The 21,398-nt window shown below is 63.2% G+C and carries 18 protein-coding genes; 11 read left to right on the top strand and 7 right to left on the bottom strand.

The window, feature by feature from the left end; translation table 11 throughout:
* The first annotated feature begins 2 nt into the window (after positions 1–2).
* The 5 genes from DN412_RS15205 (at position 3) to DN412_RS15185 (ending at position 5,390) form a co-directional block, all read left to right on the top strand.
* Positions 3–1,169, top strand: a complete 1,167-nt coding sequence (locus tag DN412_RS15205; protein ID WP_115212380.1) for an electron transfer flavoprotein subunit alpha/FixB family protein — start codon at positions 3–5, stop codon at positions 1,167–1,169.
* The gene (locus DN412_RS15200) at positions 1,166–1,951 is read left to right on the top strand and encodes an electron transfer flavoprotein subunit beta/FixA family protein (RefSeq protein WP_115212379.1); all 786 of its coding nucleotides are present in this window, start codon (positions 1,166–1,168) and stop codon (positions 1,949–1,951) included. The genes DN412_RS15205 and DN412_RS15200 overlap by 4 nt, the downstream gene beginning before the upstream one ends.
* A 55-nt stretch (positions 1,952–2,006) precedes the next feature.
* A complete protein-coding gene (locus DN412_RS15195) occupies positions 2,007–3,248 on the top strand; it encodes an aromatic ring-hydroxylating oxygenase subunit alpha (RefSeq protein ID WP_115212378.1) in 1,242 nt (413 codons plus the stop codon).
* Positions 3,249–3,268: 20 nt separating this feature from the next.
* A complete protein-coding gene (locus DN412_RS15190) occupies positions 3,269–4,411 on the top strand; it encodes an FAD-binding oxidoreductase (protein ID WP_115212377.1) in 1,143 nt (380 codons plus the stop codon).
* A 115-nt stretch (positions 4,412–4,526) separates the two neighbouring features.
* Entirely contained in the window at positions 4,527–5,390 is an 864-nt protein-coding gene (locus tag DN412_RS15185) for a glycine betaine ABC transporter substrate-binding protein (RefSeq protein WP_115212376.1), read from the top strand.
* Between the two features lie 72 nt (positions 5,391–5,462).
* Here DN412_RS15185 and purU read toward each other — a convergent pair whose 3' ends face one another.
* The gene (gene purU, locus DN412_RS15180) at positions 5,463–6,335 is read right to left on the bottom strand and encodes a formyltetrahydrofolate deformylase (RefSeq protein ID WP_115212375.1); all 873 of its coding nucleotides are present in this window, start codon (positions 6,333–6,335) and stop codon (positions 5,463–5,465) included.
* 481 nt (positions 6,336–6,816) lie between these two features.
* Here purU and DN412_RS15175 point away from each other — a divergent pair, with 481 nt between their 5' ends.
* The 6 genes from DN412_RS15175 to DN412_RS15150 all read left to right on the top strand — a co-directional run bounded on the left by DN412_RS15175 (position 6,817) and on the right by DN412_RS15150 (position 13,726).
* Positions 6,817–7,977 carry a quaternary amine ABC transporter ATP-binding protein gene (locus DN412_RS15175; protein ID WP_115212374.1) on the top strand — a complete coding sequence of 387 codons (1,161 nt, stop codon included), beginning with the start codon at positions 6,817–6,819 and terminating at the stop codon, positions 7,975–7,977.
* Complete coding sequence (gene choW, locus DN412_RS15170) at positions 7,970–8,866, top strand: choline ABC transporter permease subunit (protein ID WP_115212373.1); 897 nt, start codon at positions 7,970–7,972, stop codon at positions 8,864–8,866. Before DN412_RS15175 ends, choW begins: the two co-directional genes overlap by 8 nt.
* A gap of 32 nt (positions 8,867–8,898) precedes the next feature.
* Positions 8,899–9,894: a GlxA family transcriptional regulator gene (locus DN412_RS15165; protein WP_425267419.1), complete on the top strand. Its 996-nt coding sequence runs from the start codon at positions 8,899–8,901 to the stop codon at positions 9,892–9,894.
* 108 nt (positions 9,895–10,002) lie between these two features.
* Positions 10,003–11,154 (top strand): glycine cleavage system aminomethyltransferase GcvT, encoded by a 1,152-nt coding sequence (gene gcvT, locus DN412_RS15160; protein WP_115212444.1) that lies wholly within the window; start codon positions 10,003–10,005, stop codon positions 11,152–11,154.
* Between the two features lie 180 nt (positions 11,155–11,334).
* A complete protein-coding gene (locus DN412_RS15155; protein WP_115212371.1) occupies positions 11,335–12,225 on the top strand; it encodes an HpcH/HpaI aldolase/citrate lyase family protein in 891 nt (296 codons plus the stop codon).
* 352 nt (positions 12,226–12,577) lie between these two features.
* Entirely contained in the window at positions 12,578–13,726 is a 1,149-nt protein-coding gene (locus DN412_RS15150) for a branched-chain amino acid ABC transporter substrate-binding protein (protein ID WP_115212370.1), read from the top strand.
* A gap of 216 nt (positions 13,727–13,942) precedes the next feature.
* Here the strand turns inward: DN412_RS15150 and DN412_RS15145 are convergent, their stop codons facing one another.
* The 6 genes from DN412_RS15145 to DN412_RS15120 all read right to left on the bottom strand — a co-directional run bounded on the left by DN412_RS15145 (position 13,943) and on the right by DN412_RS15120 (position 21,363).
* Positions 13,943–16,585 (bottom strand): bifunctional diguanylate cyclase/phosphodiesterase, encoded by a 2,643-nt coding sequence (locus DN412_RS15145; RefSeq protein ID WP_115212369.1) that lies wholly within the window; start codon positions 16,583–16,585, stop codon positions 13,943–13,945.
* Positions 16,586–17,098: 513 nt separating this feature from the next.
* Positions 17,099–17,353 (bottom strand): hypothetical protein, encoded by a 255-nt coding sequence (locus DN412_RS43405; RefSeq protein WP_161564003.1) that lies wholly within the window; start codon positions 17,351–17,353, stop codon positions 17,099–17,101.
* A 23-nt stretch (positions 17,354–17,376) separates the two neighbouring features.
* Entirely contained in the window at positions 17,377–19,029 is a 1,653-nt protein-coding gene (panP, locus tag DN412_RS15135; RefSeq protein ID WP_115212367.1) for a pyridoxal-dependent aspartate 1-decarboxylase PanP, read from the bottom strand.
* A gap of 519 nt (positions 19,030–19,548) precedes the next feature.
* Entirely contained in the window at positions 19,549–19,767 is a 219-nt protein-coding gene (locus DN412_RS15130; protein WP_115212366.1) for a hypothetical protein, read from the bottom strand.
* 15 nt (positions 19,768–19,782) lie between these two features.
* Positions 19,783–20,022, bottom strand: coding sequence for a hypothetical protein (locus DN412_RS43400; RefSeq protein ID WP_161564002.1), 240 nt, complete (start codon positions 20,020–20,022; stop codon positions 19,783–19,785).
* Between the two features lie 219 nt (positions 20,023–20,241).
* Entirely contained in the window at positions 20,242–21,363 is a 1,122-nt protein-coding gene (locus tag DN412_RS15120) for an adenylate/guanylate cyclase domain-containing protein (protein WP_244222658.1), read from the bottom strand.
* Positions 21,364–21,398 lie beyond the last annotated feature (35 nt).

The raw sequence follows: 21,398 nt of genomic DNA, 5'->3' as shown, positions 1-21,398 counted from the left end.
CGATGAACACGACTAAACGAATCGACCCGCGCCGGCCGTTCATCATCACGGCGGCGGGCCTCAGGCGGATCACGCTGGGCGAGTCCGGCAGCGCGGACGCAAGCGCCGCGCACTGGCCCGCGCAAGGCCACGCAGCCGAGGCGGCAAAGCCGCGGAGGATGGTGAAGGAGGCGCGCTATGTGCTGCTTGTCGCCGCGCACAGCGAACGCGGCGCGCTGGACGAGCATGCGCGCCAGGCAGTCGCGGCGGCCGCGCTGCTCGCCGATGCGCAGACCGAAGTGGTGCTGATGGTGTTCGGGGAACTGAAGGACGACGCGGCGGAGCTCGGCGTCGACAAGCTTATCGCGCTGCCCGAGTTCGACCGGCGCACGTTCGCGCGAGACAGCGAGCTGCGGGCACTGCAGGCGTGCGCGACGGCGCTGTCGCCCCGGCATGTCTTCCTGCCCGACAACGCGCACGGCGACGGCGATCTCGGCCGGCGATACGCGGCTGCGGCGGGCGCCAGCGTCGCGACGGAAGTGGTCGAGATCGACGCGCGGCACGTCGGCGTGTATGCGCACGCCAAGCGTGCGTTCGCGACCCGCGCGCTGCCCGAGGTCATTCTGCTCGCGCCGGGCGCGGTTGACACGAAGCTGCCGTTCACCGGCGGGGGCGAGCGCCTGTCCGGCGAGTTCCTGCACGCCAGGGGAGGGACGCAACTGTATCGCGACCTCGGTGTCGAGGAAATCGATGCCGCCCAGGTCGCGCTGGAGGAGGCGGACTTCATCGTGGCGGCCGGCAATGGCGTGACCGACGTCGGCGCGTTCGAGCGGCTCGCGGGCGCGTTCGGCGCGGCGATCGCCGCCAGCCGCGTCGCGGTCGACAACGGGCATTTTACGCGTGACAAGCAGGTCGGCGCGACCGGCAAGACGGTCGAGGCCAGCGTCTACATTGCGTTCGGCATCTCCGGCGCGGTGCAGCACCTGCAAGGTATCAAGGACTGCCGTCACGTGATCGCAGTCAATCTGGACGGCAGCGCGCCGATCGCCAAACGCGCGAACCTGACCATCGTCGGCGACGCACAGGCAACGATCGCCGCACTGATCGAGCAGGTGCAGGCCGCGCGCCCCGTACGGGGACAGCAGCCGGCCGCAGCCCGTCCCCGCGAAGCCGCAGGAGCCGCAGCATGAACGCCCCCACACAAGTGCAACGTATCGCGGTGCTGGTGTCCGTCGGCCGCCATCCGGTCAGCGGCGCGCCGCGCTACAGCCGCAACGACGCCGCCGCGCTCGAGCTCGGCCGCGGCCTCGCGGAAGAATATCGTGCGCAGCTCGCCGTGATTCACGCGGGCGACGCCGCCGATCCCGCGCTCAACGACTACCTGGCGCTCGGCGCGAGCGAAGTCCAGGTGCTCGCTTGCGCGGGTGGCGAAGACGCCGCGCGCGCGCTTGCCGCCCACGTGAAGGACTATGACCTCGTGCTGACCGGCACCCGCGCGGAGGGCGCGTACGACACAGGGATGTTGCCCTACCGCGTTGCCGCGGCGCTCGGCCGGCCACTGGTCGGATCGGCCGTCGACGTCGACATCGCCGGTGGTCGCGTCGCCGTGCGGCAGTTCCTGCCAAAGGGCCTGCGCCGGTGCGTCGATGCCACGCTGCCCGCGGTGGTGGCCGTACATCCGCTCGCGAACGCCCAGCCGCGCTATGCGTACGCGCGGCTGCGCGCGGGCAAGATCCGGCCGGTGCCGGCGGCGCGATGCGAAGATGGCGCCGCCGCCGCATGGACGCTCGGCGCCGTCGAGCGCAAGCCGGTCCGGCTGGCCGCCGCCGAGAAGCGCACCGGGCATGCCCGGATGCTATCGGCGACGACGACCGAGAGCCGCGGCGGGAACGTCGTAAATGGTGGGACTTCGGTCGAAAAAGCACAAGTGATCCTCGCCTACTTGCGCGAGCATCAACTCATCGACTACTGACACGTTGCCGGTCTGTCGGCAAGCAACCAGGGATGCAGGAAATCCGGAGCAAACAATGAAAGTATCGGCAGACATTCGCGCGCTGGTGGAGCAGCGCAAGGCGGGATACAGCCTCGAGGCGCCTTTCTATCTGAGCGAGGAGATTTTCGCGCTGGACATGGAGGCGATTTTCCGCAAGCACTGGATCCAGGTGGCGGTCGAGCCTGACGTTCCAGAGCCGGGCGATTATGTGACGGTCGAGCTCGGCCACGACTCGATCCTGATCGTGCGCGACGATGATATGCAGGTCCGCGCGTTCCACAACGTCTGCCGCCATCGCGGCGCGCGGCTGTGCAACGCGGACAAGGGTACGGTCGGCAATATTGTCTGCCCGTATCACAGCTGGACCTACAACCTGAACGGCGACCTGATGTTTGCCGAGCACATGGGCGAGAAGTTCGACCGCTGCAAGCACAGCCTGAAATCCGTTCACGTCGAGAACCTTGCCGGCCTGATTTTTGTCTGCCTCGCGGACGAGCCGCCAGCCGACTTCGCGGCGATGCGCGCCGCGATGGAGCCGTACCTGCTGCCGCACAACCTGGCGGACACCAAGGTCGCCGCACAGATCGATGTGCTCGAGAAAGGCAACTGGAAGCTCACGATGGAGAACAACCGCGAGTGCTATCACTGCGTGGCGAACCATCCGGAGCTGACCATTTCGTTGTACGAGTACGGCTTCGGCTATCAGCGCTCGCCCGCCAACGCCGAGGGCATGGAAGCGTTCGAGCGCACCTGCATCGAGCGTGCCGCGGAATGGGAAGCGATGAGCCTGCCATCGGCGGAGATCGAGCAACTGCTCGACACCACCGGCTTCCGTACCCAGCGCCTGCCGCTCGACCGCAGCGGCGAATCGCAGACGCTCGACGCCAGGGTAGCGTCGAAGAAGTTGCTCGGCAAGTTCGAGCAAGCCGACCTGGGCGGGCTCTCGTTCTGGACGCAGCCGAACTCGTGGCATCACTTCATGAGCGACCACATCGTCACGTTCTCGGTGATCCCGCTGTCGGCCGGCGAAACGCTGGTTCGCACCAAGTGGCTGGTCCACAAAGATGCGCAGGAGGGTGTCGATTATGACGTGAAGAACCTGACCGCAGTGTGGAACGCGACCAACGACCAGGATCGCGCGCTGGTTGAGTACTCGCAGTGTGGCGCGGGCAGCAGCGCGTACGAGCCCGGCCCGTACTCGCCATTCACCGAAGGCCTGGTCGAGAAGTTCTCGGCCTGGTATATCGGCCGGCTGGCCGAGCAGATCGGCGCGTAGGCGCAACAGCGGAGGCAGACATGATGCGCGATGCGGTCTTTACCGAGCCAGCGGAGAGCCGGGTGACCCGCCCGGCGTTCTGGAGCGCGCTCCCCGAGCGCTGGACGAGCGAGGTCGAGGAGACGCTCGTGTGCTGCCACGTGCGGCAGGAAACGCACGACGTGAAGAGTTTCTTCTTCCGCTCGCCGGAGGGGAGGGCGTTTGTGTTCGAGCCGGGGCAGTTCATCACGCTCGAGCTGGATATCGAGGGCGAGACGATCAATCGCTGCTACACGATCTCGTCGTCGCCGGCGCGGCCGCACACCATCTCGATCACGGTCAAGCGCGTGCCGGGCGGCAAGGTGTCGAACTGGCTGCATGACCGTCTGAAGCCGGGGGCGTCGATCCGCGTGCTCGGCCCGGCCGGCGAGTTCACTTGCGCACGCCATCCGGCGCGCAAGTACCTGTTCCTGTCCGCGGGCTCCGGCATCACGCCACTGATGTCGATGAGCCGGGCGCACCACGATCTCGCCGAGGATCGGGACATCGTGTTCGTGCACAGCGCGCGCACGCCGGACGACATCATCTTCGCGCGCGAACTCGATCTGATCGCGGCAAGCCATGCGAACTTCCGCACGTCCTTTGTCTGCGAGCGGGTTGGCGCGCGCACCAGCTGGCCGGGCGTGACGGGCTTCCTGTCGCTGCCGTTGCTCAACCTGATTGCGCCGGACTTCATGGAGCGAGAGATCTTCACGTGCGGGCCTGCGCCGTATATGAAGGCGGTGCGCGGCCTGCTCGACGAGGCGGGCTTCGAGCGCAGCCGCTACCACGAGGAGAGCTTCTCGTTCGAGGCACTGACCGCAGAGGCCAACGAACCGGTCGCCGATGCCGCCGCGGCGGCAAACGACGAGGCGGGGTCGGCGCAGTTCAATGTCAGCTTCGCAAGGAGCCAACGCGAGATCCTCTGCGGCGCGGGGCAGCATGTGCTCGACGCGGCGCGCCAATCGGGCGTGCGGCTGCCGGCGTCGTGCACGCAGGGAATGTGTGGGACCTGCAAGGTCAGGCTGGTTGCCGGGCAGGTCGAGATGAAGCACAACGGCGGCATCCGCCAGCGCGAGATTGACCAGGGCATGGTGCTGCTGTGCTGCAGCAAGCCGCTGTCGGATCTCGTGATCGATAAATAAGACGGGACGCCTGCCAGGCGGGTGGCGCAGCACGACGTCCGTCGCAATGCCTGGCCAGGGCGATGACGATTCTAACTAAACGGGGCGCTACCGCTCCGACCACTGGAGGTATGCCATGAAGCTCTTTGCAAAGGTGTTTTGGGCCGGCGCAGCGTCGGTGATGATGACATGGAGCGCGCTGGCGCTGGGGGATGCCAAGCCGACCTTGAAGATAGGCTACGTCGAGGGCTGGGACGACAGCGTCGCGACGACGAATGTCGCCGCACGGATCATCGAAAAGAAACTGGGGTACCCGGTGCAACTGGTGCCGGTCGCGGCGGGCGTGATGTGGCAGGGCGTCGCGCGCGGCGATCTCGATGCGACGCTGTCCGCCTGGCTGCCAGTGACGCAGGGCGCGTACTGGGATCAGTTCAAGGCCAAGGTTGTCAATCTCGGACCGAACTTCACTGAGGCAAGGATCGGCCTGATCGTTCCCGCGTCGGCGAGCGCGAAGAGCATCGATGACCTGAACGCACAGAAAGCGGCGTTCGAAGGCCGCATCGTTGGCATCGATGCCGGTGCCGGCGTGATGCGCAAGGCTTCCGAGGCGATCAAGAGTTATGGGCTCAGTTATTCGCTGATGCCGAGCTCGGGCAGCGCGATGACGGCCGAGCTGGCGCGCTCGATGAACGCGAACAAGCCGGTGATCGTCACGGGCTGGGCGCCGCACTGGATGTTCGCGAAGTGGAAGCTGCGTTTCCTGGAGGATCCGAAGAAGGTGTTCGGCGATGCCGAGCATGTCGACAACATCGTGAACCCGGGCCTGGAGACGAAGGCCAAGCCGGTTGTCGTATTCCTGAGGAAGTTCCAGTGGAAGCCGGGCGAGATCGATAGCGTGATGCTGGCGATCCAGAGCGGCACCAAGCCCGATGCGGCCGCCGATGCGTGGATCGCCGCGAATGCGGAACGCGTGAATGCATGGGTGGAGGGCGCGCATTAATTCGGCACGCGACAAGGAGACAGTATGCACCGGCCACGATCGCATCGCGATCGTGGCCGGTGTGCATTGAGCTTACTGAAACACGACTGTGCGGTCCCCGTTCAGGAACACCCGTCGTTCGATGAACGCCTTGACGGCGCGCGCCAGCGTGATGCACTCAACGTCGCGCCCGACGGCAAGCAGCTGGTCCGGCCGGTACGAATGATCGACGCGCTCGACGACCTGCTCGATGATTGGACCTTCGTCGAGATCGTCGGTGACGAAATGCGCGGTCGCGCCAATCAGCTTGACGCCGCGTGCATGTGCCTGGTGATACGGCTTCGCGCCCTTGAAGCCGGGCAGGAACGAGTGGTGGATGTTGATCGCGCAATTGGCCAGCCTGGCGCTTGTCTCTGGCGACAGCACCTGCATGTAGCGCGCAAGGATGACCAGCTCCGCGCCGCTCGACTCGAACAGATCCAGCCATTGCGCTTCCTGCTGCGCCTTGGTTTCGGGCGTGATGGGAAAGTGCCGGAACGGCAGGTCATGCTGCCGTGCGAGCGGCTCCAGGTCGGGATGGTTCGATGCGATCCCAACGATGTCCATCTTCAACTCGCCCATGCGCCAGCGGAACAGCAGGTCCGCGAGGCAATGCTCGAGCTTCGACACCATGATCAGCACCTTGGGGCGCGCGTGCGCGTCGTGGATCGCCCACTGCATGCCGAAGCCTTCCGCTATCGGCGTGAACTCCTGGCGCAACACGTCGACGCGCAGCGCTTGTTCGCGCGTCGGATGGAAGACGCAGCGCAGGAAGAAGCGGTTGCTCAGGTCGTCGTCGAAGACGGTCAGTTCATCGATGTAGCAACGGTGACGCTCGAGCAGGCCGACCACGGCGGCGACCTGGCCGGGTGCGCTCGGGCACGTCAGCGTCAGGATGAATTGTTGTGAACGTGACAGCGCGTCCATGCGATTCCTCTGTTGGGTTAAATGGCCGACGCGCGCAGCGCGCGCACGCATACCATGCACGAAGTAAAGCAGGAGGAATGGCGGCGCGGATAGAACCGACGCGCCGCGTGCATGGTATCGGCCCGTCATGCGGGATCTTGCGGTGCGGGATGCTGTTGTCACGAGCCGGCGGCGGGCATGGGGCGCTACAGAACCATTCGGCGTCGTTTGTGAACAGGCGACGCCAGAGAACAATTTCCCTTGTTCGCCGTTGTCGCATTTCTGCAAGCGCTTGTCGGAATTAGTCGGCAGGCGGTGGGCTTTTCTGGCAACTATGTAGGTATCGCGCAATTGCGCTTGTAATGCGACGGATCAGGTTTGCCGAGGGCATTCCAGGAAAAAGGTAGCAATACGCCGGCAACGCTCTCCGGACGAGAGGGAAACGCAGATAAGGCATTGCTATGTGATGTGTGAGTCCCCGCAGGATCAGGAGAAGATTTCGATGGATAGTCCAAAGGTCGTGGTCGAAGGTCTGTGCAAGGTATTCGGAAGCAATCCGAAGCAGGCGCTCGATATGCTCGCATCCGGTTCGACGAAAGACGAAGTGTTCAGGCGTACCGGCCAGGTCGTCGGCGTGCACAATGTCTCGTTCGAGGTGAATGAAGGCGAAATTTTCGTGCTGATGGGCCTGTCAGGCTCCGGCAAGTCGACGTTGATCCGTCTCGTGAACCGGCTCGTCGAACCGACCGCCGGCAAGGTGCTGATCGGTGGCCGCGACGTGGCGGCCGTAGGCTGCTCGGAACTGATAGCGCTGCGCCGCACGGACATGAGCATGGTGTTCCAGTCGTTCGCGCTGATGCCGCAGCGCACCGTGCTTGCGAACGCCGCATTCGGGCTGGAGGTGGCGGGCGTGAGCAGGAAGGAACGTGAGCGCCGTGCCATGGATGTGCTCGAGCAGGTCGGCCTGGCGACGTTTGCGCAGAAGCTGCCGCGCGAGTTGTCGGGCGGCATGCAGCAGCGCGTCGGCCTTGCGCGCGCGCTCGCCGTCAACCCGTCTCTCATGATCATGGACGAAGCGTTCTCCGCGCTGGATCCGCTCAAGCGCAAGGAGATGCAAAATGTGCTGCTGCAGCTGCAGAAGGAGCATCGGCGCACGATCATGTTCGTGTCGCACGACCTGGAGGAAGCACTGCGCATCGGCAGCCGGATTGCGATCATGGAAGGCGGCCGCCTGGTCCAGGTCGGCACGCCGCAGGAAATCATCGCGAAGCCGGCCGACGACTACGTCCGCACGTTCTTCGACGGCATCGACACCAGCCGCTACCTGACCGCCGGCGACCTGATGCAGACCGACGCCGTGCCGATCGTGTCAAAGCCCGATGCGGCCAGCATCGCCAGGACGCTGAACGGCCACGCCAGCTATGCCTTTGTGCTCGATGCCCAGCGCAAGGTCCGTGGCTGCGTCATGCGCGACGCTGCGCCGGACGTGCGGCCCGTCGAAAGCATCCGGCGCGATGCGTCGCTTGAACACGTCGTCGAGCGCGTCGTCGCGAGCCCGAACGCGCTGCCGGTCGTCGACGACGACGGCTGCTACTGCGGCTCGGTCGACCGTGCCGTCATCCTGAAGGCCATCACGCACCACTCGCGAGGTAACCATGTCTGAAATGCTTCCGCTCGGCCGCTGGGTCGACCAGTCTGTCCACTACCTGCTCGATCACGACGCGGCGACGTTCGACGCGATCGGGCGCGCGATCGAGGGGCTTGCCGCGCTGATCGAGCACGGCCTGCAGGCGGTGCCGATGTGGCTGATGATGGCGATCTTCATCGGCATCGGCCTCTGGCGCGTCGGTTGGCGTTTCGCGCTGTTCACGGCCGCGTCGCTTTTCGTGATCTTCGCGACAGGGTTCTGGGACCAGACCGTCATCACGCTGGGCCTCACGCTGTCGTCGACCATCATCAGCCTGCTGCTCGGGATTCCGCTCGGCATCTGGGCGGCGAAGAGCAGGGTGGTCGCGGCCGTCGTGCGTCCGATCCTGGACCTGATGCAGACCATGCCGGCGTTCGTCTACCTGATTCCTGCCGCGATGCTGTTCGGTCTCGGGCGCGTGCCGGGCATCCTGTCGACGGTGATTTTTGCGATGCCGCCCGCGGTGCGCCTGACGAGCCTTGGCATCCGCCAGGTGAACATGGAGATCGTCGAGGCCGGCCAGGCGTTCGGTTGTACGCCGTGGCAGCTTCTGTATAAGGTGCAGTTCCCGAACGCGCTGCCGTCGATCATGCAGGGCGTGAACCAGACGATCATGATGGCGCTGTCGATGGTGATCATCGCATCGATGGTTGGCGCGGGCGGCCTGGGCAACGAGGTGCTGGCGAGCATCCAGCGGCTGGACATCGGCCTGGGCTTTGAAAGCGGCCTGTCGGTCGTACTGCTGGCAATCATCCTCGACCGCATCACCGAGAGCTTCGGCTGCGCGCCGGGCACGGCGAAGGCGCCGCTTTTCTCGGGGCTCAGGCAACTGTTCGGCGCCAAGGCCACGACAGCGCAAGCCTGATCCCGAGGTCATCCGTTCGCCAGGAGAGCGATGTGAGGTCCGTTGCCGCCGTGCCAGCTGACAGCGCTTCATCTTCGATGTCGTCCCTTGCGCATTTCGGCTTCCTGACAGTGCCTGATTTCTCGATGATCGCGTTCTCGAGCGCGGTCGAAGTACTGCGCATGGCGAACTATGTCGGGCGCGCCGAGCATTACACATGGTCGGTCTATTCGCCCGACGGTGCGCCGGTGCACGCGAGCAATGGCATCGTGGTTCGGCCGACGCGCGCATTGGTTGGGTCAGGACTGCCGGACGTGATGATCGTCTGCGGCGGCATTCGCATCCGCGACGCCGTCGACGACGGCACGCGCGCGGTGCTTGGCCAGCTCGCCGGGCAGGACATTCCGCTCGGCGGTATCTGCACGGGTGCCTATGCGCTGATGGCGAGCAGGCTGCTCGACGGATATCGCTGCGCGGTGCATTGGGAGAACCGATCGGCGCTGCACGACGAGTTTCCGCTGGTGCATTTCGCCGACGAACTGTTCGTCATCGACCGTGACCGGCTTACCTGCACGGGCGGCACCGCGCCAATCGACATGATGCTGAATCTCGTCGGTCTGCGCTTCGGCCGGCAGCTTGCCGCGCAGGTCTCTGAACAATTCATTCTCGAGCGGATCCGCAGCGCGACTGATCCGCAGCCGATTCCCGTCGATGCACGGGTTGGCCTCTCGCGCGCGGAGCTGATCGAGGTGGTGCGGCTGATGGAGTCGAATATTGAGGAGCCGCTGTCGCTCGATGAGCTGGCGCGGCTCGTGCGGCTGTCGCAGCGGCATCTGCAGCGGATGTTCAAGCTCTATCTGAATGTGTCGCCGACCCACTACTACCTTACGCTGCGCCTGAAGCGCGCGCGCGACCTGCTGCGCACGACCAACGCGTCAATCGCCCGTGTGACGACCGTGTGCGGATTCCATTCGCCGTGCCATTTCAGCAAAGCGTACCGTGCGCAGTTCGGTCATGCGCCCAGCCACGAGCGCCGACCGACGGGATGATCACCGGCGGCGTAAGCGACGCTCACTAGAGCCTCAGACGCCATGAACTCACGCCCGGAATCCCATGCGCAATATCGCGCCAGCTTGACTACTGACCTTGACATCCCGATGAGCCAGACGATTTCCCACTCATTGCGTACTCCACTGTATGAGCGTCACCGTTTCATCCGTGCCCGTATGGCTGATGTTGGTGGCTGGGAACTGCCAGTTGCTTATGGATCCCAGATTGAAGAGCACCACACCGTGCGCGAGGATGCCGCTATGTTCGACTTCTCGCATATGTGCGTGATCGACGTACACGGGACGGACGCTCGAATGTTTCTCGGCAAGCTTCTTGCCAACGACATCGGCAAACTGAAGTCGCCGGGCAAAGCACTCTATTCGTGCATGCTTAACAGCGAAGGAGGGGTGATCGATGACCTTGTCGTTTACTACCTGGACGCTGAATACTTCCGTATCGTCTTGAATGCACACGCTGCAAGCCACGACATTCAATGGATCCGATCGCAGATCGTTGCGATGAAAAGCTCGGTGAGTCTGGTCGTGCGGCGCCAGGATCTTGTCACGGGCGATGTGGAGCCGCTGGCAATTATCGCCGTGCAGGGTCCCAATGCTCGGGAGAAGGTATTTCGAGCGATTCCGTCAACCCGCGCGGCGGACAAGGTAAAGCCGTTCAATTCCATCACCGTGTACGACTCCGCAGTGGGCGAATTGATGCTGGCACGAACGGGGAAAACCGGCGAGGATGGCTTCGAATTGATCATGCTGGCAAAGCATGCTGTTCAAGTATGGGACATGCTGAGGTCGGCCGGCATCTGCGCAGCGGGCCTCGACGCATGGGATACCCTTCGGCTCGAGGCAGGCATGCACCTGAATGGGCGCGACATGGACCCACAGACTTCGCCCTTCGACGTCGGCTTGGGCTGGAGTGTTGATCTGGGGCTAGAGCGCGATTTTGTCGGCAAAGCAGCGCTTTGTGCTCGCCGCCAGACTCGGCAGTTAGTTGGGCTCGCTTTTGAGGGAAGCGCCGCGGTCGCTCGCGCGCAAAGCCCGGTGATGAGCCTCCAAGGAGAAGTGATTGGGGAGGTCACCAGCGGAACGTATAGTCCGACGCTTCAAATCGCCATCGCTTTGGCACTGATTACCCCTGACATCAAGTTTGGCTCATATGTGAGTGTTGAGGTCTACAACAAGAGAGTCTCTGCGAAAGTAGTTCGTCTGCCTTTCGTACGGAACGGAAGCCAAGTGCAGCAACAATAGAGAGGCTTTGTGCAGCTTCCCGCGAGGGATATCGCCTACGCATTCCACCAGACCATTCGTCGCTGGACGAACCTGCGTTCGGAAAGCCCGGTTTGCCAGACCCCAGAGCGCTCGCATTGTCTGGGGCATGACTAGAACAGCCACGAAGCTCACCGTCGGAGAATAGCAGTACAAACGCCTATGCATGACAACCTGCCACAGCGCTTGCGCTCACTCCTTTTCGTTCCCGCGGACAGCGAACGAAAGCTTGCGGCCTCGCTGAGGTCGACTGCGGATGGCTTGGTGTTCGACCTGGAAGATGCCGTCCCCGAGTCAGGCAAGGACGACGCACGGCGCAAGCTGGTTGGGTTCCTCGAGCGGCATCGGACCTCGATGCACTCGGCCTTGCTAGTGCGAGTCAACGGGCTGGCGTCCGGCCACATTCTGCGCGACCTGGGCGCTGTGATCCCGCACCGGCCCAACGCGATCGTGCTGCCGAAGTGCCGCAGTGTCGATGACGTGCATCGCCTCTGTGACTTCCTGGCGGCCTTTGAATGCGCGCTATTGGAGAATCGCTGGGAGGTTTCGATCATCGCGATGGCGACCGAATCGTCTGAAGGGGTGTTCGGACTATCGTCGTATCGCAATGCACCCATGCGGCTGCGCGCGCTGATGTGGGGCGTGGATGACCTTGCGGCCGACCTTGGCGCATTCTCCTCGCATACCGGCAAGGAGTTGACCACGCCGTTTTCCGTGGCTCGTACCATGTGCCTGCTGGCGGCGGCCCGGGCGGGTATCGACGCCATCGACGCTGTCAGTACAAACCTGCCCGACCCGGTGCAGATCGGAGAAGAAGCCGCACGGGCGAAGCGAGACGGATTTACAGCCAAGGCTGCCGCGCATCCTTCTCATATTGATGCCATAAACCAGGCTTTCATGCCGCAGGAAGGGGAAATACGCTGGGCTAGACAGGTGGTCGACGCGTTCTCAAGGGTCGGCGCCTCGGGTGTGGCCAGGCTGGGAAATGCAATGATAGATCGGCCCCACCTTCGCCTCGCACATCGTATCTTGTCTCACATCGACGAGAGCTGATATTAGTTGTGAAACGTAAGATACCGTTCTCATCAAATTGCCTGTGCTCGACGAGTTAAAGATCCACATGATGGGGATCCGTCTCAGGGGATTTTCTAAAAAGATTTGCCGCGTCGAGTAACTGGAAGAAATTGATCGTCGTCTACCCCGATCCAGGGGGCATGGTGTTCGGCCAGTGTCAGCAGGTCGGCGAGCGGTGCCATGTTGGGTCGTCGCATTGCAGACTGACCCGTCCCCATGCCACCATCGCAGAATAGCGGTCGCCATTAGGGGCGCCATTAGAATCGGGGGTAGGGTGGGTGCGGCCGGTGGTAGCGCCCGCGCCGATTCCCTTAGTCGCCGGAATTGACCAATGATCCATTTTGCTGGACGGCTGCTCGTTACGAGCCTAAGCGCCCTTTTACTGTCCTTCGCTTGCAACCAGTCATATGGGCAACTGGTTGTCAAAATTGGGGTGCCCAGTCCTCTTACCGGGATCAATGCCGCCAACGGCAAGGACATTGAGAACGGTGTTCGTCTCGCTGTTGAGGAGGCCAACGCGCAGCGCATCAAGGTGGATGGCCGGGACGCCCGCTTCGAGCTTGATTCGGTGGACGACCAAAGTGACCCGCGCATCGGCGTTCAGGCCGCCCAGAAGCTAGTTGATGACGGGGTGGCTGTCGTTGTCGGATATTACAACTCAGGCGTTGCGCTGCCGTCCACGCTGATCTTCGCCAGCGCGGGTGTCCCGGTGATCCATCCGGCAGCGACCAATCCGGCCATCACGCATCAAGGCCTGAAGACGGTCTTCCGCATCATTGCGACCGACACGCAAAACTCCGGTACTGCGGGGAAGTACGCGGTCAATGTCATGAAGGGGCAGCGCATTGCGGTGATGGACGACCGGACCGCGTTCGGCCAGGGGGCAGTGGACGAGTTCAAGAAGGCCGTCACCGGCGCCGGCGGCAAAATCGCGATCGCTGAATACACCAACGACAAGGCGGTCGAGTTCAGCGCGCAGCTCACGAACATCAGGGCCGCCAATGCCGATCTCCTGTTCTTCGCCGGCTTGGACAACCAGGCGGCGCTCATCACGAAACGGATGAGGGAGCTCGGCATGCGCACCCAGTTCGTCGGAAGCGGTGGCATTGCCGACAGTATCTTCCTGAACGTTGCGGGTCCCGCCGCGGAAGGCGCGATGGCCTGGGAATACGGACGTCCTGTCGAAACGCTGCCACAAGGCAAGGCCTTCGTGCAGAAATTCAGGAAGCGCTTCGGCGCCGACAGCCTCATCTATGCACCCTTCGCGTACGACGCCACGTGGGTGGCTATAAACGCGATCAAGCAGGCAAATTCTGCGAAGTCGGCCGAATTTGTATCGGCGCTCCGGGCAACGCAATACGAGGGCATCACCGGGAAGATAGCCTTCGATCCGAACGGCGACCTGAAGAATCCGACGTCGACGCTCTATCAGGTAAAAGGTGGCCGCTGGGTTCCGGTAACGACGATCGGTACCGAATGACGTGACGATATCCCCGGTGGGACACGAGCGCGCCTATGACCCACTCGCCCCGGCCAAAGCCTGTGACTCGTCGCAACGCTTCGCCCCCTTCGATGGAAGGGTTGCCTGAGCGCCTGACAGCATGCGAGAGAAGCGCAGGAACTAAGTGTAGGAACTAAGCGCAAGGACGAAGCCCAGACGAGCCCCCGACCAAGGCACCGAAGGACGCCGCTCGCCTCAAGTCACGGCGCTCACGAAGGCCTCGAACGCTCTGGCCTCCACCGGCGGACAGAAGAAGTGGCCTTGCCCGTAGTCGCAGCCGGCAGCCAGCAGGATGTCGCGCTGCGACTCGGTCTCGACGCCCTCGGCAATCACGCGGATGCGTAGTGCATGCGCCATGCTGATGATGGCGCGGCACAAGGCCACGTCGTCCGGGCCCCGCGTCAGCGAGCGGATGAAGGACTGGTCTATCTTGATGTAGTCAATGTCCAGGCGCCGCAGGTACGACAAGGACGAGTAGCCGGTGCCGAAGTCGTCGAGCGCGATCTCGATGCCGGCCGCCTGGAAGCGGGAGAGCTGGTCCATGACATCGGCGTTCTGCTCCATCAGCGAGCCTTCGGTGATCTCGATGACGAGGCTGCCCACCGGCACGTTCCTGCGCTCGATCATGCTGGACCAGGACTCGGGCCCGCTCGCAGGCGCGCAGAACTCCACTGGTGATTTGTTGACCGAAATCTGGAAGCCCGTGCCCAGCAGCACCTGCCAGCGCGCAAGCTGGTTTAGCGCTTCCGTCAGCACCCAGCGGCCGATGTCGATGATGAGGCCGGATTCCTCCGCAACGGCAATGAAATCGGCCGGGTGGATCGGCCCGCGTACCGGATGGTCCCAGCGGATCAGGGCCTCGGCCTTGCAGACCTTGCCCGTGCGCAGATTGACAATGGGCTGGTAGTGCAGCGCGAACTGCCCGGACGCCAGCGCCGTGCGCAGGTCCTGCGTGATGCGCAGGCGCTCCCTCTCCGCTTGCAGCAGCGCCTGGGTGAAGACCTTCCAGCGATTGCGGCCCTCCTCCTTGGCGGCAAACATCGCCTGGTCGGCGCACACCAGCAGGTCCTCGGCGTTGTCGGCGTCCTTGGGGTAGGTCGCCACGCCGATGCTGGCCGACACCACCACCAGCTCGCCGGCCAGGCGGTAAGGCGCGGCAATCCGCTCCAGGATCGCCTGGGCAATGCCCCCGGCAACGCCGGCATCACCCACCGCGGGCAGGATCACGGTGAACTCGTCGCCGGCCAGCCGCGCCACGGTATCCGACGCGCGCACCGATGCCGCAATCCGCCGCGCCGCCTCCAGCAGCAACTGGTCACCCTGATCGTGGCCGAGGGTATCGTTCACCTCCTTGAAGCGATCCAGGTCGATGAACAGCAGCGCCAGCGCATCCTGCATGCCGCGCGAGCGCTCGATCTCCTGCTCCAGCCGCCCGAAGAACAGGCGGCGGTTGGGCAGATCCGTCAGCGCATCGAAATTCGCCTGGTGCCGGATGACTTCTTCCGACTGGCGCTTCTCGGTCATGTCATGGATCAGCGCAACGCGGCGGCGCTCGCCATACGCGTGGGCCAGGTAGGTATCCACGGTCAGGTAGGCGGGAAACTCGCTGCCGTCCTTGCGGCGGATCGAGAATTCGCCGCTCCATCTGCCCTTGGCTGCCACGGTGGCCCGCAGGCGTTCGACCAGCCCTGCCGCATTGCCTGCCCCGCTGACGCTATAGCCCGAGCGGCCCTTGATCTCCTCGGCTGTATAGCCGGTGGCGGCGGCAAAGGCCGGATTCACGTCGATGATGGTGCCATCGAGCGACGTCACCACCATGGCCTCGCTGCTGGACGAATAGACCAGCGAAGCCAGCCGCATCTCCTCCATATGGCGCCGTCGCTCCGCCATGGAGCGGCGCAGGCTGTAGTACAACAGGCCAAGCAGCAGCGTGGATGCAATGGCGCCGGCCAAGGCAACGCGGCGATAGACCTCGTAGGGCGCCAGCACCCGGCCGACCGACTCGCCCACCACGAAATTGAGCCCGAACTCCGGCACACGGTAATAGCCGAAGACCCGCTCCACGCCTTCGGAGCCCGACACCGCCCGATAACTACCAGACTGGGGCGACTCGCTGGCGAGATACGGCCTGTTGCTGACCGCCCTGGCCAGCGTGCCCTCCAGGGCCGGCACGCGCGCAATGACCTGGCCGGAAGTCTTGATGACCGACGCCACTTCGCCATCGCGGTTAGTGAACGTCTGCGCAAAGCTGGCGAACTGCTCCGGACTGACCGAGACCACGATGACCCCGTCGAAGCTGCCCGCGCGCAGGATGGGGCGCGTGAACTGGATCGACCATTTGCGCGAGACCTTGCCCTTCACCGGGTCGCTGATGAACAGCATGTCGCGCCCGCCCGCGTTCTGATGGACCCGGAAATGCTTGCGCCCGCTCAGGTCGACCTTCTCGCCGGGCGCGGGCGGGGCGATGGACGAGTAGATGAGCAGGCCATGCTTGTCGATCACCGACACCTGGAACGACAGGTCCACCACCAGGTTCTCCCGCTCACGCACCATGTCGATGAACCCCGGCTGGCCTACCAGCCAACTGGCCCGCAGGTCGAGGAGGAACTCGGACAGCCGCAGGATGCCGGATTTCGAGTACGCGCCGAACGCCCGGGCCTCCGCCTGGGTACGTTCCGCGGCGTCGTGCAGCAAGCGGTCCCGCTCGCTCACGAGCTGAAACGCCGCGAACGCCCATGTTGCAATCAGCCACGCCGCCGCCCCCAGGTTCAACGGGGAAAAGACCTGGCGCAGGCGCTGCAGCGCCTTGCCATATCGGGTGGTCGAGCGTTCTGGCATCAAATGGGTATCGCAGCGCAGCGAAGAATCGATATCGATAACAGGCTAGTCGAGGTCAGCGAACCCGACAAGCAGCACGCACTCTAGTCCCGTGCTCACCGCGTGGAGCCGGGCCGGCGCGCGCCGAAAGCGTCACGTCGTTTCATACCCCGCTCGAGTGGCAAAAGCGGCGGGGTAGCCGTGGAATCGCGAAGCAATGATGTCAAAGCGCTCTCCGGATATGCACCGGCAGGGCCTGCAAGAGGTGCGCCGCCCGCCGGCGAGAGGGCGGGTATCGGCGACCAAGCGAATGTGCAATGGCTGGCCGGCATGCATTATGGCTACTATGTGCCATTCCGGCCTGATTGACGTCCCCCAAAAGGGGGCTAAGGCATTTTCGCCACAGACATTTCGGCGCCGCTGTCTTGCCCGCGCAGGCGGACATCAGGCGTCTATCACGGCAGTTGCTTGAACTCCCCGCGAAGCAAAGTCGTCAATTCGACTTGGGGCGGATTAATTTTGTCAATTGGCGTCCTAAACTTCGAATCCCGCTGTTAAGGCATTGATCTTATGGAAGATTCTCTGCAAATAGCGGAGCCGGTTGCGCTCGTCCGGGCGCGCGGCGCGCACCGCTTCGAAGCAAAGCGAGTCTGGTTGCTGGCTGTCATCGACGTGGCCACCCGTTGCGTCCTCATCTATAGCTTGTCGCTGCAGCGTGAATGTAGCCGTTTTGACGCTATTGTTGCCGGAAGCCGTTAAAAAGCCCGGGACGGTCTCTGCCAGGGCCAAGGCGCCCGCCAGCTGCCATTGCCTCACGCGGCGTCCGGCGCTCCCACCAACGCCATCAGCGGCGCCATGCATGGGCTAGCCGCCGCCAGCGCTCGCTGTTCGTCGAGGATGTCCTGCAGGATGGCATGCGTCGTATCCGGATTGGCCAGCACCACGCGGAAAACGGCAATCGGGCGGCCACCCCACTGTGTCGACGTCAACTGCGTGCGCGATACGAACGAGCGGCCGGCATCGCGCTGCATTTCCTGAATGCTGATGGTCAGCGCATCCAGCGCTTCCAGGATCTTCTGGCGCCTGTCGGCCGAAGCCGTTGCGAGCGCGGCACGCACGGCCTCGGGCACATGGCGATAGGTGAGGATGCAAAGCTGCGGGTGGCTGTCGAGCTCGAAATCCGGCTGCTGCGCAATCAGGGATGCAAAGTAGCGGGCGTTATCAATGCTACGATCGATCAACTGCGCCAACCCCTTGCGACCGAGCAGATGAAGGTTCGCATAGAGCATGACTGCCGCCGCGCCGCGCGATCCTTCGAGTGTATGGCGCCCCAGGTCCACCGAGCCCTTGCGCACGATGTAGTTCGCATGCTGGATGATTTCCTGCGTCCACGCCGGGCCCCGGAACAGCACCATGCCGGCACCCATTGGCACGTAGAACTGTTTGTGCGCATCGATGACGACGGAATCGGCACGCTCGATGCCCGCGAAGCGCCAGCGCTCGCGCTCCGACAGCAGTGTTGCGCCGCCCCACGCGGCATCCACGTGGAAATGGCAGCCGGCCTCATGAGCAACATCCGCAATCGCGTCGAGTGGATCGACGGCGCCCGTCTCCGTCGTCCCCGCTATGCCGACGATCGCCATCGGCCGGATGTTGCGCTGCTGCAGGTCACGCAGGGTGTCGCGCAGCAGGTCGATGCGCATGCGACCGTCTGCATCGACCCCGACCGGCACGAGATTGTCGCGCCCGATGCCAACAACATCGGCTGCCTTTCGCAACGAGTAGTGCCCGCGCTCCGAGACGACGATTGCAAGCCCGTCATAGCCGTAATGGCGTAGCGCAGCCACCAGTCCGGCGCGATGGATGCCGGCGAAGCCATCACGCGCGCCCAGCAAGTTGTTGCGGCTCGCCCATAGCGCGGTAAGGTTGGCGACCGTGCCGCCAGAACAGATCGCGCCGAGCGCGTGGTCGGCATCGTGCAGCCATCTCGCATAGAACGAGCTGTCCTGCGCAAACACCAGCTTGTGCAGCATGCCGATGACCTGGCGCTCGAGCCCTGTCAGCGCGCCCGACGTCTCGAGCTTCACGACGTTCTGGTTCAGCGCTGCTATCACCTTGGCCAGCGAAGGCATGAACGACGGCAGCGACGACGTCATGTGTCCGACGAAAGTGGGCGATGCCACGGGCATCACGTGCCGAAACACGTCGTTGAGCAGATGATCGGCATGCGCTTGTGGCGATGTCGGAGTCTCGGGCAGCTCAACCGACGCGAACACCGCCTCGCGTGTGGCGCACGCGCCAACCGGATCAAAACGCTCGCCCGCAAAGAAATCCGCCGGATGCTCGGCAATTAATCGCTCGAGCGATTCGAATGCACCGCGATCCGCGTCGAACCAGCGCAAGGGGCAGTCGTCGCCCCCGTCCGTGCTTGGTGAGGTCTCTTCGCGAGAGATGTCCGGTTTCATTTGTATTATCCAGTTCAATCCCGTGCGCCGGGCATTATGCCGGATCGGACGGATGCGGATGGCCGAGGGCCCCGACCGGCACCTTCGACGACGTCGCCGCTGCCCGTTGACGACCATCAATCGCCTTCTCTAGTGGGCGCCCTGCGGAACGGTCAGCACCAGCACCAAATACCAGAGGGTCCCTGAGATGATCGCACGCCTGAAGGGGGGGAGTATCCATTGATGGATGCAGGGCGCGTCTCGCCGGCACTCCAATTGCTCCAGCAGCCGGGACAGTACGATAGCGGCGCCAAGCGCGCGCTCGAGCAGTTGACGTCGCGCGCATAAAAGCGGCGTTCTTTATTACTTCTGGGAATATGTGCTATTGCCAGGGTTTCTCCTGGCACGCCCCCGTATCGGGGGTCTGAAAGTTCTGGTTCCCGAAAAGTAAAATCCCCACACTCTGGGGAAGTGTGGGGTTCAGGAGAGCTGAGCCGGGTTTGGGGGAGGGGAGGTGTCCCCGACCGGGATTTGCAGCCCTTAGAGGGAGGCGCGGTCGGACGCAATGTAGTACCTGGCGCCGTCCGTATAAGTGTCGAATTTGCCGCTTTTTGCGCCGTCAGTGTAAACATCGTACTTCCCAGACCGCGCGCCGTCAGTGTAAGTATCGAATTTGCCACTCTTGGCAAACACCGGAGCAGCCGCCAGGGTGGCAGCGAGTGCGGCGACAGCGACTAAGGCACGGCGATTGGTATTCATGACTCACCTCTTTCTTCAAACTGGTGAATGCCATTCCCTTTGGTTCAGTGCTTGTTGCACTGCGGCATTCGATAAGTGCCATATTAGGGATTTCCCTTGTGGCGGTAAACCCTTGCACTCGCAATGCTCGGTTTCAAAACCCACAATAATCTGCCCTGAACCGGAGAGATTCTGGCAGACGCGACCGGCATGGCGGCCAAGCCGGTGCTGCACGGTGACACCGGCGCCACGCTGGTCGCCAATCGACACGGTCACGCTCAATCCGGAGCGCGAGATTGCCGTGCCCACCGGTATCAAGCCAGGCGCCGAAAACCAGCGTTTGGCTGCATGAATGAGGCAACATCTACCTTGACGCGCGCCGCCTGCCTGGGGGAGTTTGAGTGGCCAAAGGTGGGGGAATTTAATCCGGCCAGCGGGGAAAAACGTGGAAGCGAGGGTGTCTCGGGGAATCTGGTCAGGGGAAAACACCTATCGCTATAGCGGCTCGCGGCGGCCAGTCAGGAACCAGGTATGCACTGCACCGATCCCCTTTGCCGCGATGATGCCGCGTTCTTCGAACAGAAAGGATTCTCCCAATCGATTGCGAGTTGCGTCGGTAACTTGAATCCGTCCAGCCAAACTATGGGACTCCATTGGACTTGCAGTGTTGACGGCATCGCCCCATAAGTCGTAAATGAACTTGCGCTTACCGATAACGCCGGCCACTACCGATCCACTATTGATGCCAATTCGCATCCGGAGGTTATAGCCGGTGCGTCGATTGAACAGTCTGAGCGCGTCTATCATGTCCAGTGCCATGTCGGCAGCTCGGACAGCATGGTCAGAAACCGGTTCCGGTAGCCCAGCTGCTGCCATGTAAGCGTCCCCGATTGTCTTGATCTTCTCAAGTCCGCGGCGATCCGCGATGGTGTCGAATTCGGTGAAGATCTCATTGAGCACTGCGACCAGGCGCTCGGCGCTCATCCCCACCGAGAAACGGGTGAATGCCACGATGTCCGCAAACAAGACCGTCACTTCCGGAAAGCTGTCGGCTATGACTTCCGGAATGCGGTTGGCTACAATTTCCGGACGTGCTTTTAGTCGTTCAGCTATCGGAGTGGGCAGCAGGTTCAAAAGCAGCCGCTCCGAAAGCTTCTGCTCGACCATGAGTCGATCGTAAAGACTCTGAAGTTCATCGCGCTGACGGCAGATTAGATCCCAGCTGGATTGAAGCTCCTCGTTCTTCCGCGCAAGCGCAGCTTCGGTGCGCTTCTTTTCCGTGATGTTGCGCCCTTCAGGCAGCAGGAACACCACGTTGCCATCCGAATCTCTGATAGGTAATAGCGAGAAGTCGACAATGATCGTCTCCTCGCCCATCTTTTGGCCGTATACCTCGAAGTCACCGCGGACGAACTCGCCTTGGCTTGCGCGTCGGATCAGCTGTTGCAAGACGCGCTGGGTCTCCGAAGAGATGACCCACCATCTGGCCTCCCAGAATGGCATTCCGCGAATGTCATCCATTTGAATGCCGATTCCCTCGAGCGCTGCGCGATTGATCTCGAGCATCTTGCCGTCGACGTCTAGCAGGCCGACGAACTGGTACATTGCGTCCAGCATGATGCTTGCAAGCTTGGCTCGCTGGGTTTGGAAGT

The organism is Cupriavidus lacunae (genome assembly GCF_003353055.1).
GTDB lineage: Bacteria > Pseudomonadota > Gammaproteobacteria > Burkholderiales > Burkholderiaceae > Cupriavidus > Cupriavidus lacunae.
Note: the sequence above shows the minus strand (reverse complement) of the source record. Positions and strands in the feature narration are given on the sequence as shown.

Coding starts and splice junctions, on each gene's coding strand:
- DN412_RS15205 (WP_115212380.1), top strand. CDS start 3: ATGAACACGACTAAACGAATCGACCCGCGCCGGCCGTTCATCATCACG.
- DN412_RS15200 (WP_115212379.1), top strand. CDS start 1,166: ATGAACGCCCCCACACAAGTGCAACGTATCGCGGTGCTGGTGTCCGTC.
- DN412_RS15195 (WP_115212378.1), top strand. CDS start 2,007: ATGAAAGTATCGGCAGACATTCGCGCGCTGGTGGAGCAGCGCAAGGCG.
- DN412_RS15190 (WP_115212377.1), top strand. CDS start 3,269: ATGATGCGCGATGCGGTCTTTACCGAGCCAGCGGAGAGCCGGGTGACC.
- DN412_RS15185 (WP_115212376.1), top strand. CDS start 4,527: ATGAAGCTCTTTGCAAAGGTGTTTTGGGCCGGCGCAGCGTCGGTGATG.
- purU (WP_115212375.1), bottom strand. CDS start 6,335: ATGGACGCGCTGTCACGTTCACAACAATTCATCCTGACGCTGACGTGC.
- DN412_RS15175 (WP_115212374.1), top strand. CDS start 6,817: ATGGATAGTCCAAAGGTCGTGGTCGAAGGTCTGTGCAAGGTATTCGGA.
- choW (WP_115212373.1), top strand. CDS start 7,970: ATGTCTGAAATGCTTCCGCTCGGCCGCTGGGTCGACCAGTCTGTCCAC.
- gcvT (WP_115212444.1), top strand. CDS start 10,003: ATGAGCCAGACGATTTCCCACTCATTGCGTACTCCACTGTATGAGCGT.
- DN412_RS15155 (WP_115212371.1), top strand. CDS start 11,335: ATGCATGACAACCTGCCACAGCGCTTGCGCTCACTCCTTTTCGTTCCC.
- DN412_RS15150 (WP_115212370.1), top strand. CDS start 12,578: ATGATCCATTTTGCTGGACGGCTGCTCGTTACGAGCCTAAGCGCCCTT.
- DN412_RS15145 (WP_115212369.1), bottom strand. CDS start 16,585: ATGCCAGAACGCTCGACCACCCGATATGGCAAGGCGCTGCAGCGCCTG.
- panP (WP_115212367.1), bottom strand. CDS start 19,029: ATGAAACCGGACATCTCTCGCGAAGAGACCTCACCAAGCACGGACGGG.
- DN412_RS15130 (WP_115212366.1), bottom strand. CDS start 19,767: ATGAATACCAATCGCCGTGCCTTAGTCGCTGTCGCCGCACTCGCTGCC.
- DN412_RS15120 (WP_244222658.1), bottom strand. CDS start 21,363: ATGCTGGACGCAATGTACCAGTTCGTCGGCCTGCTAGACGTCGACGGC.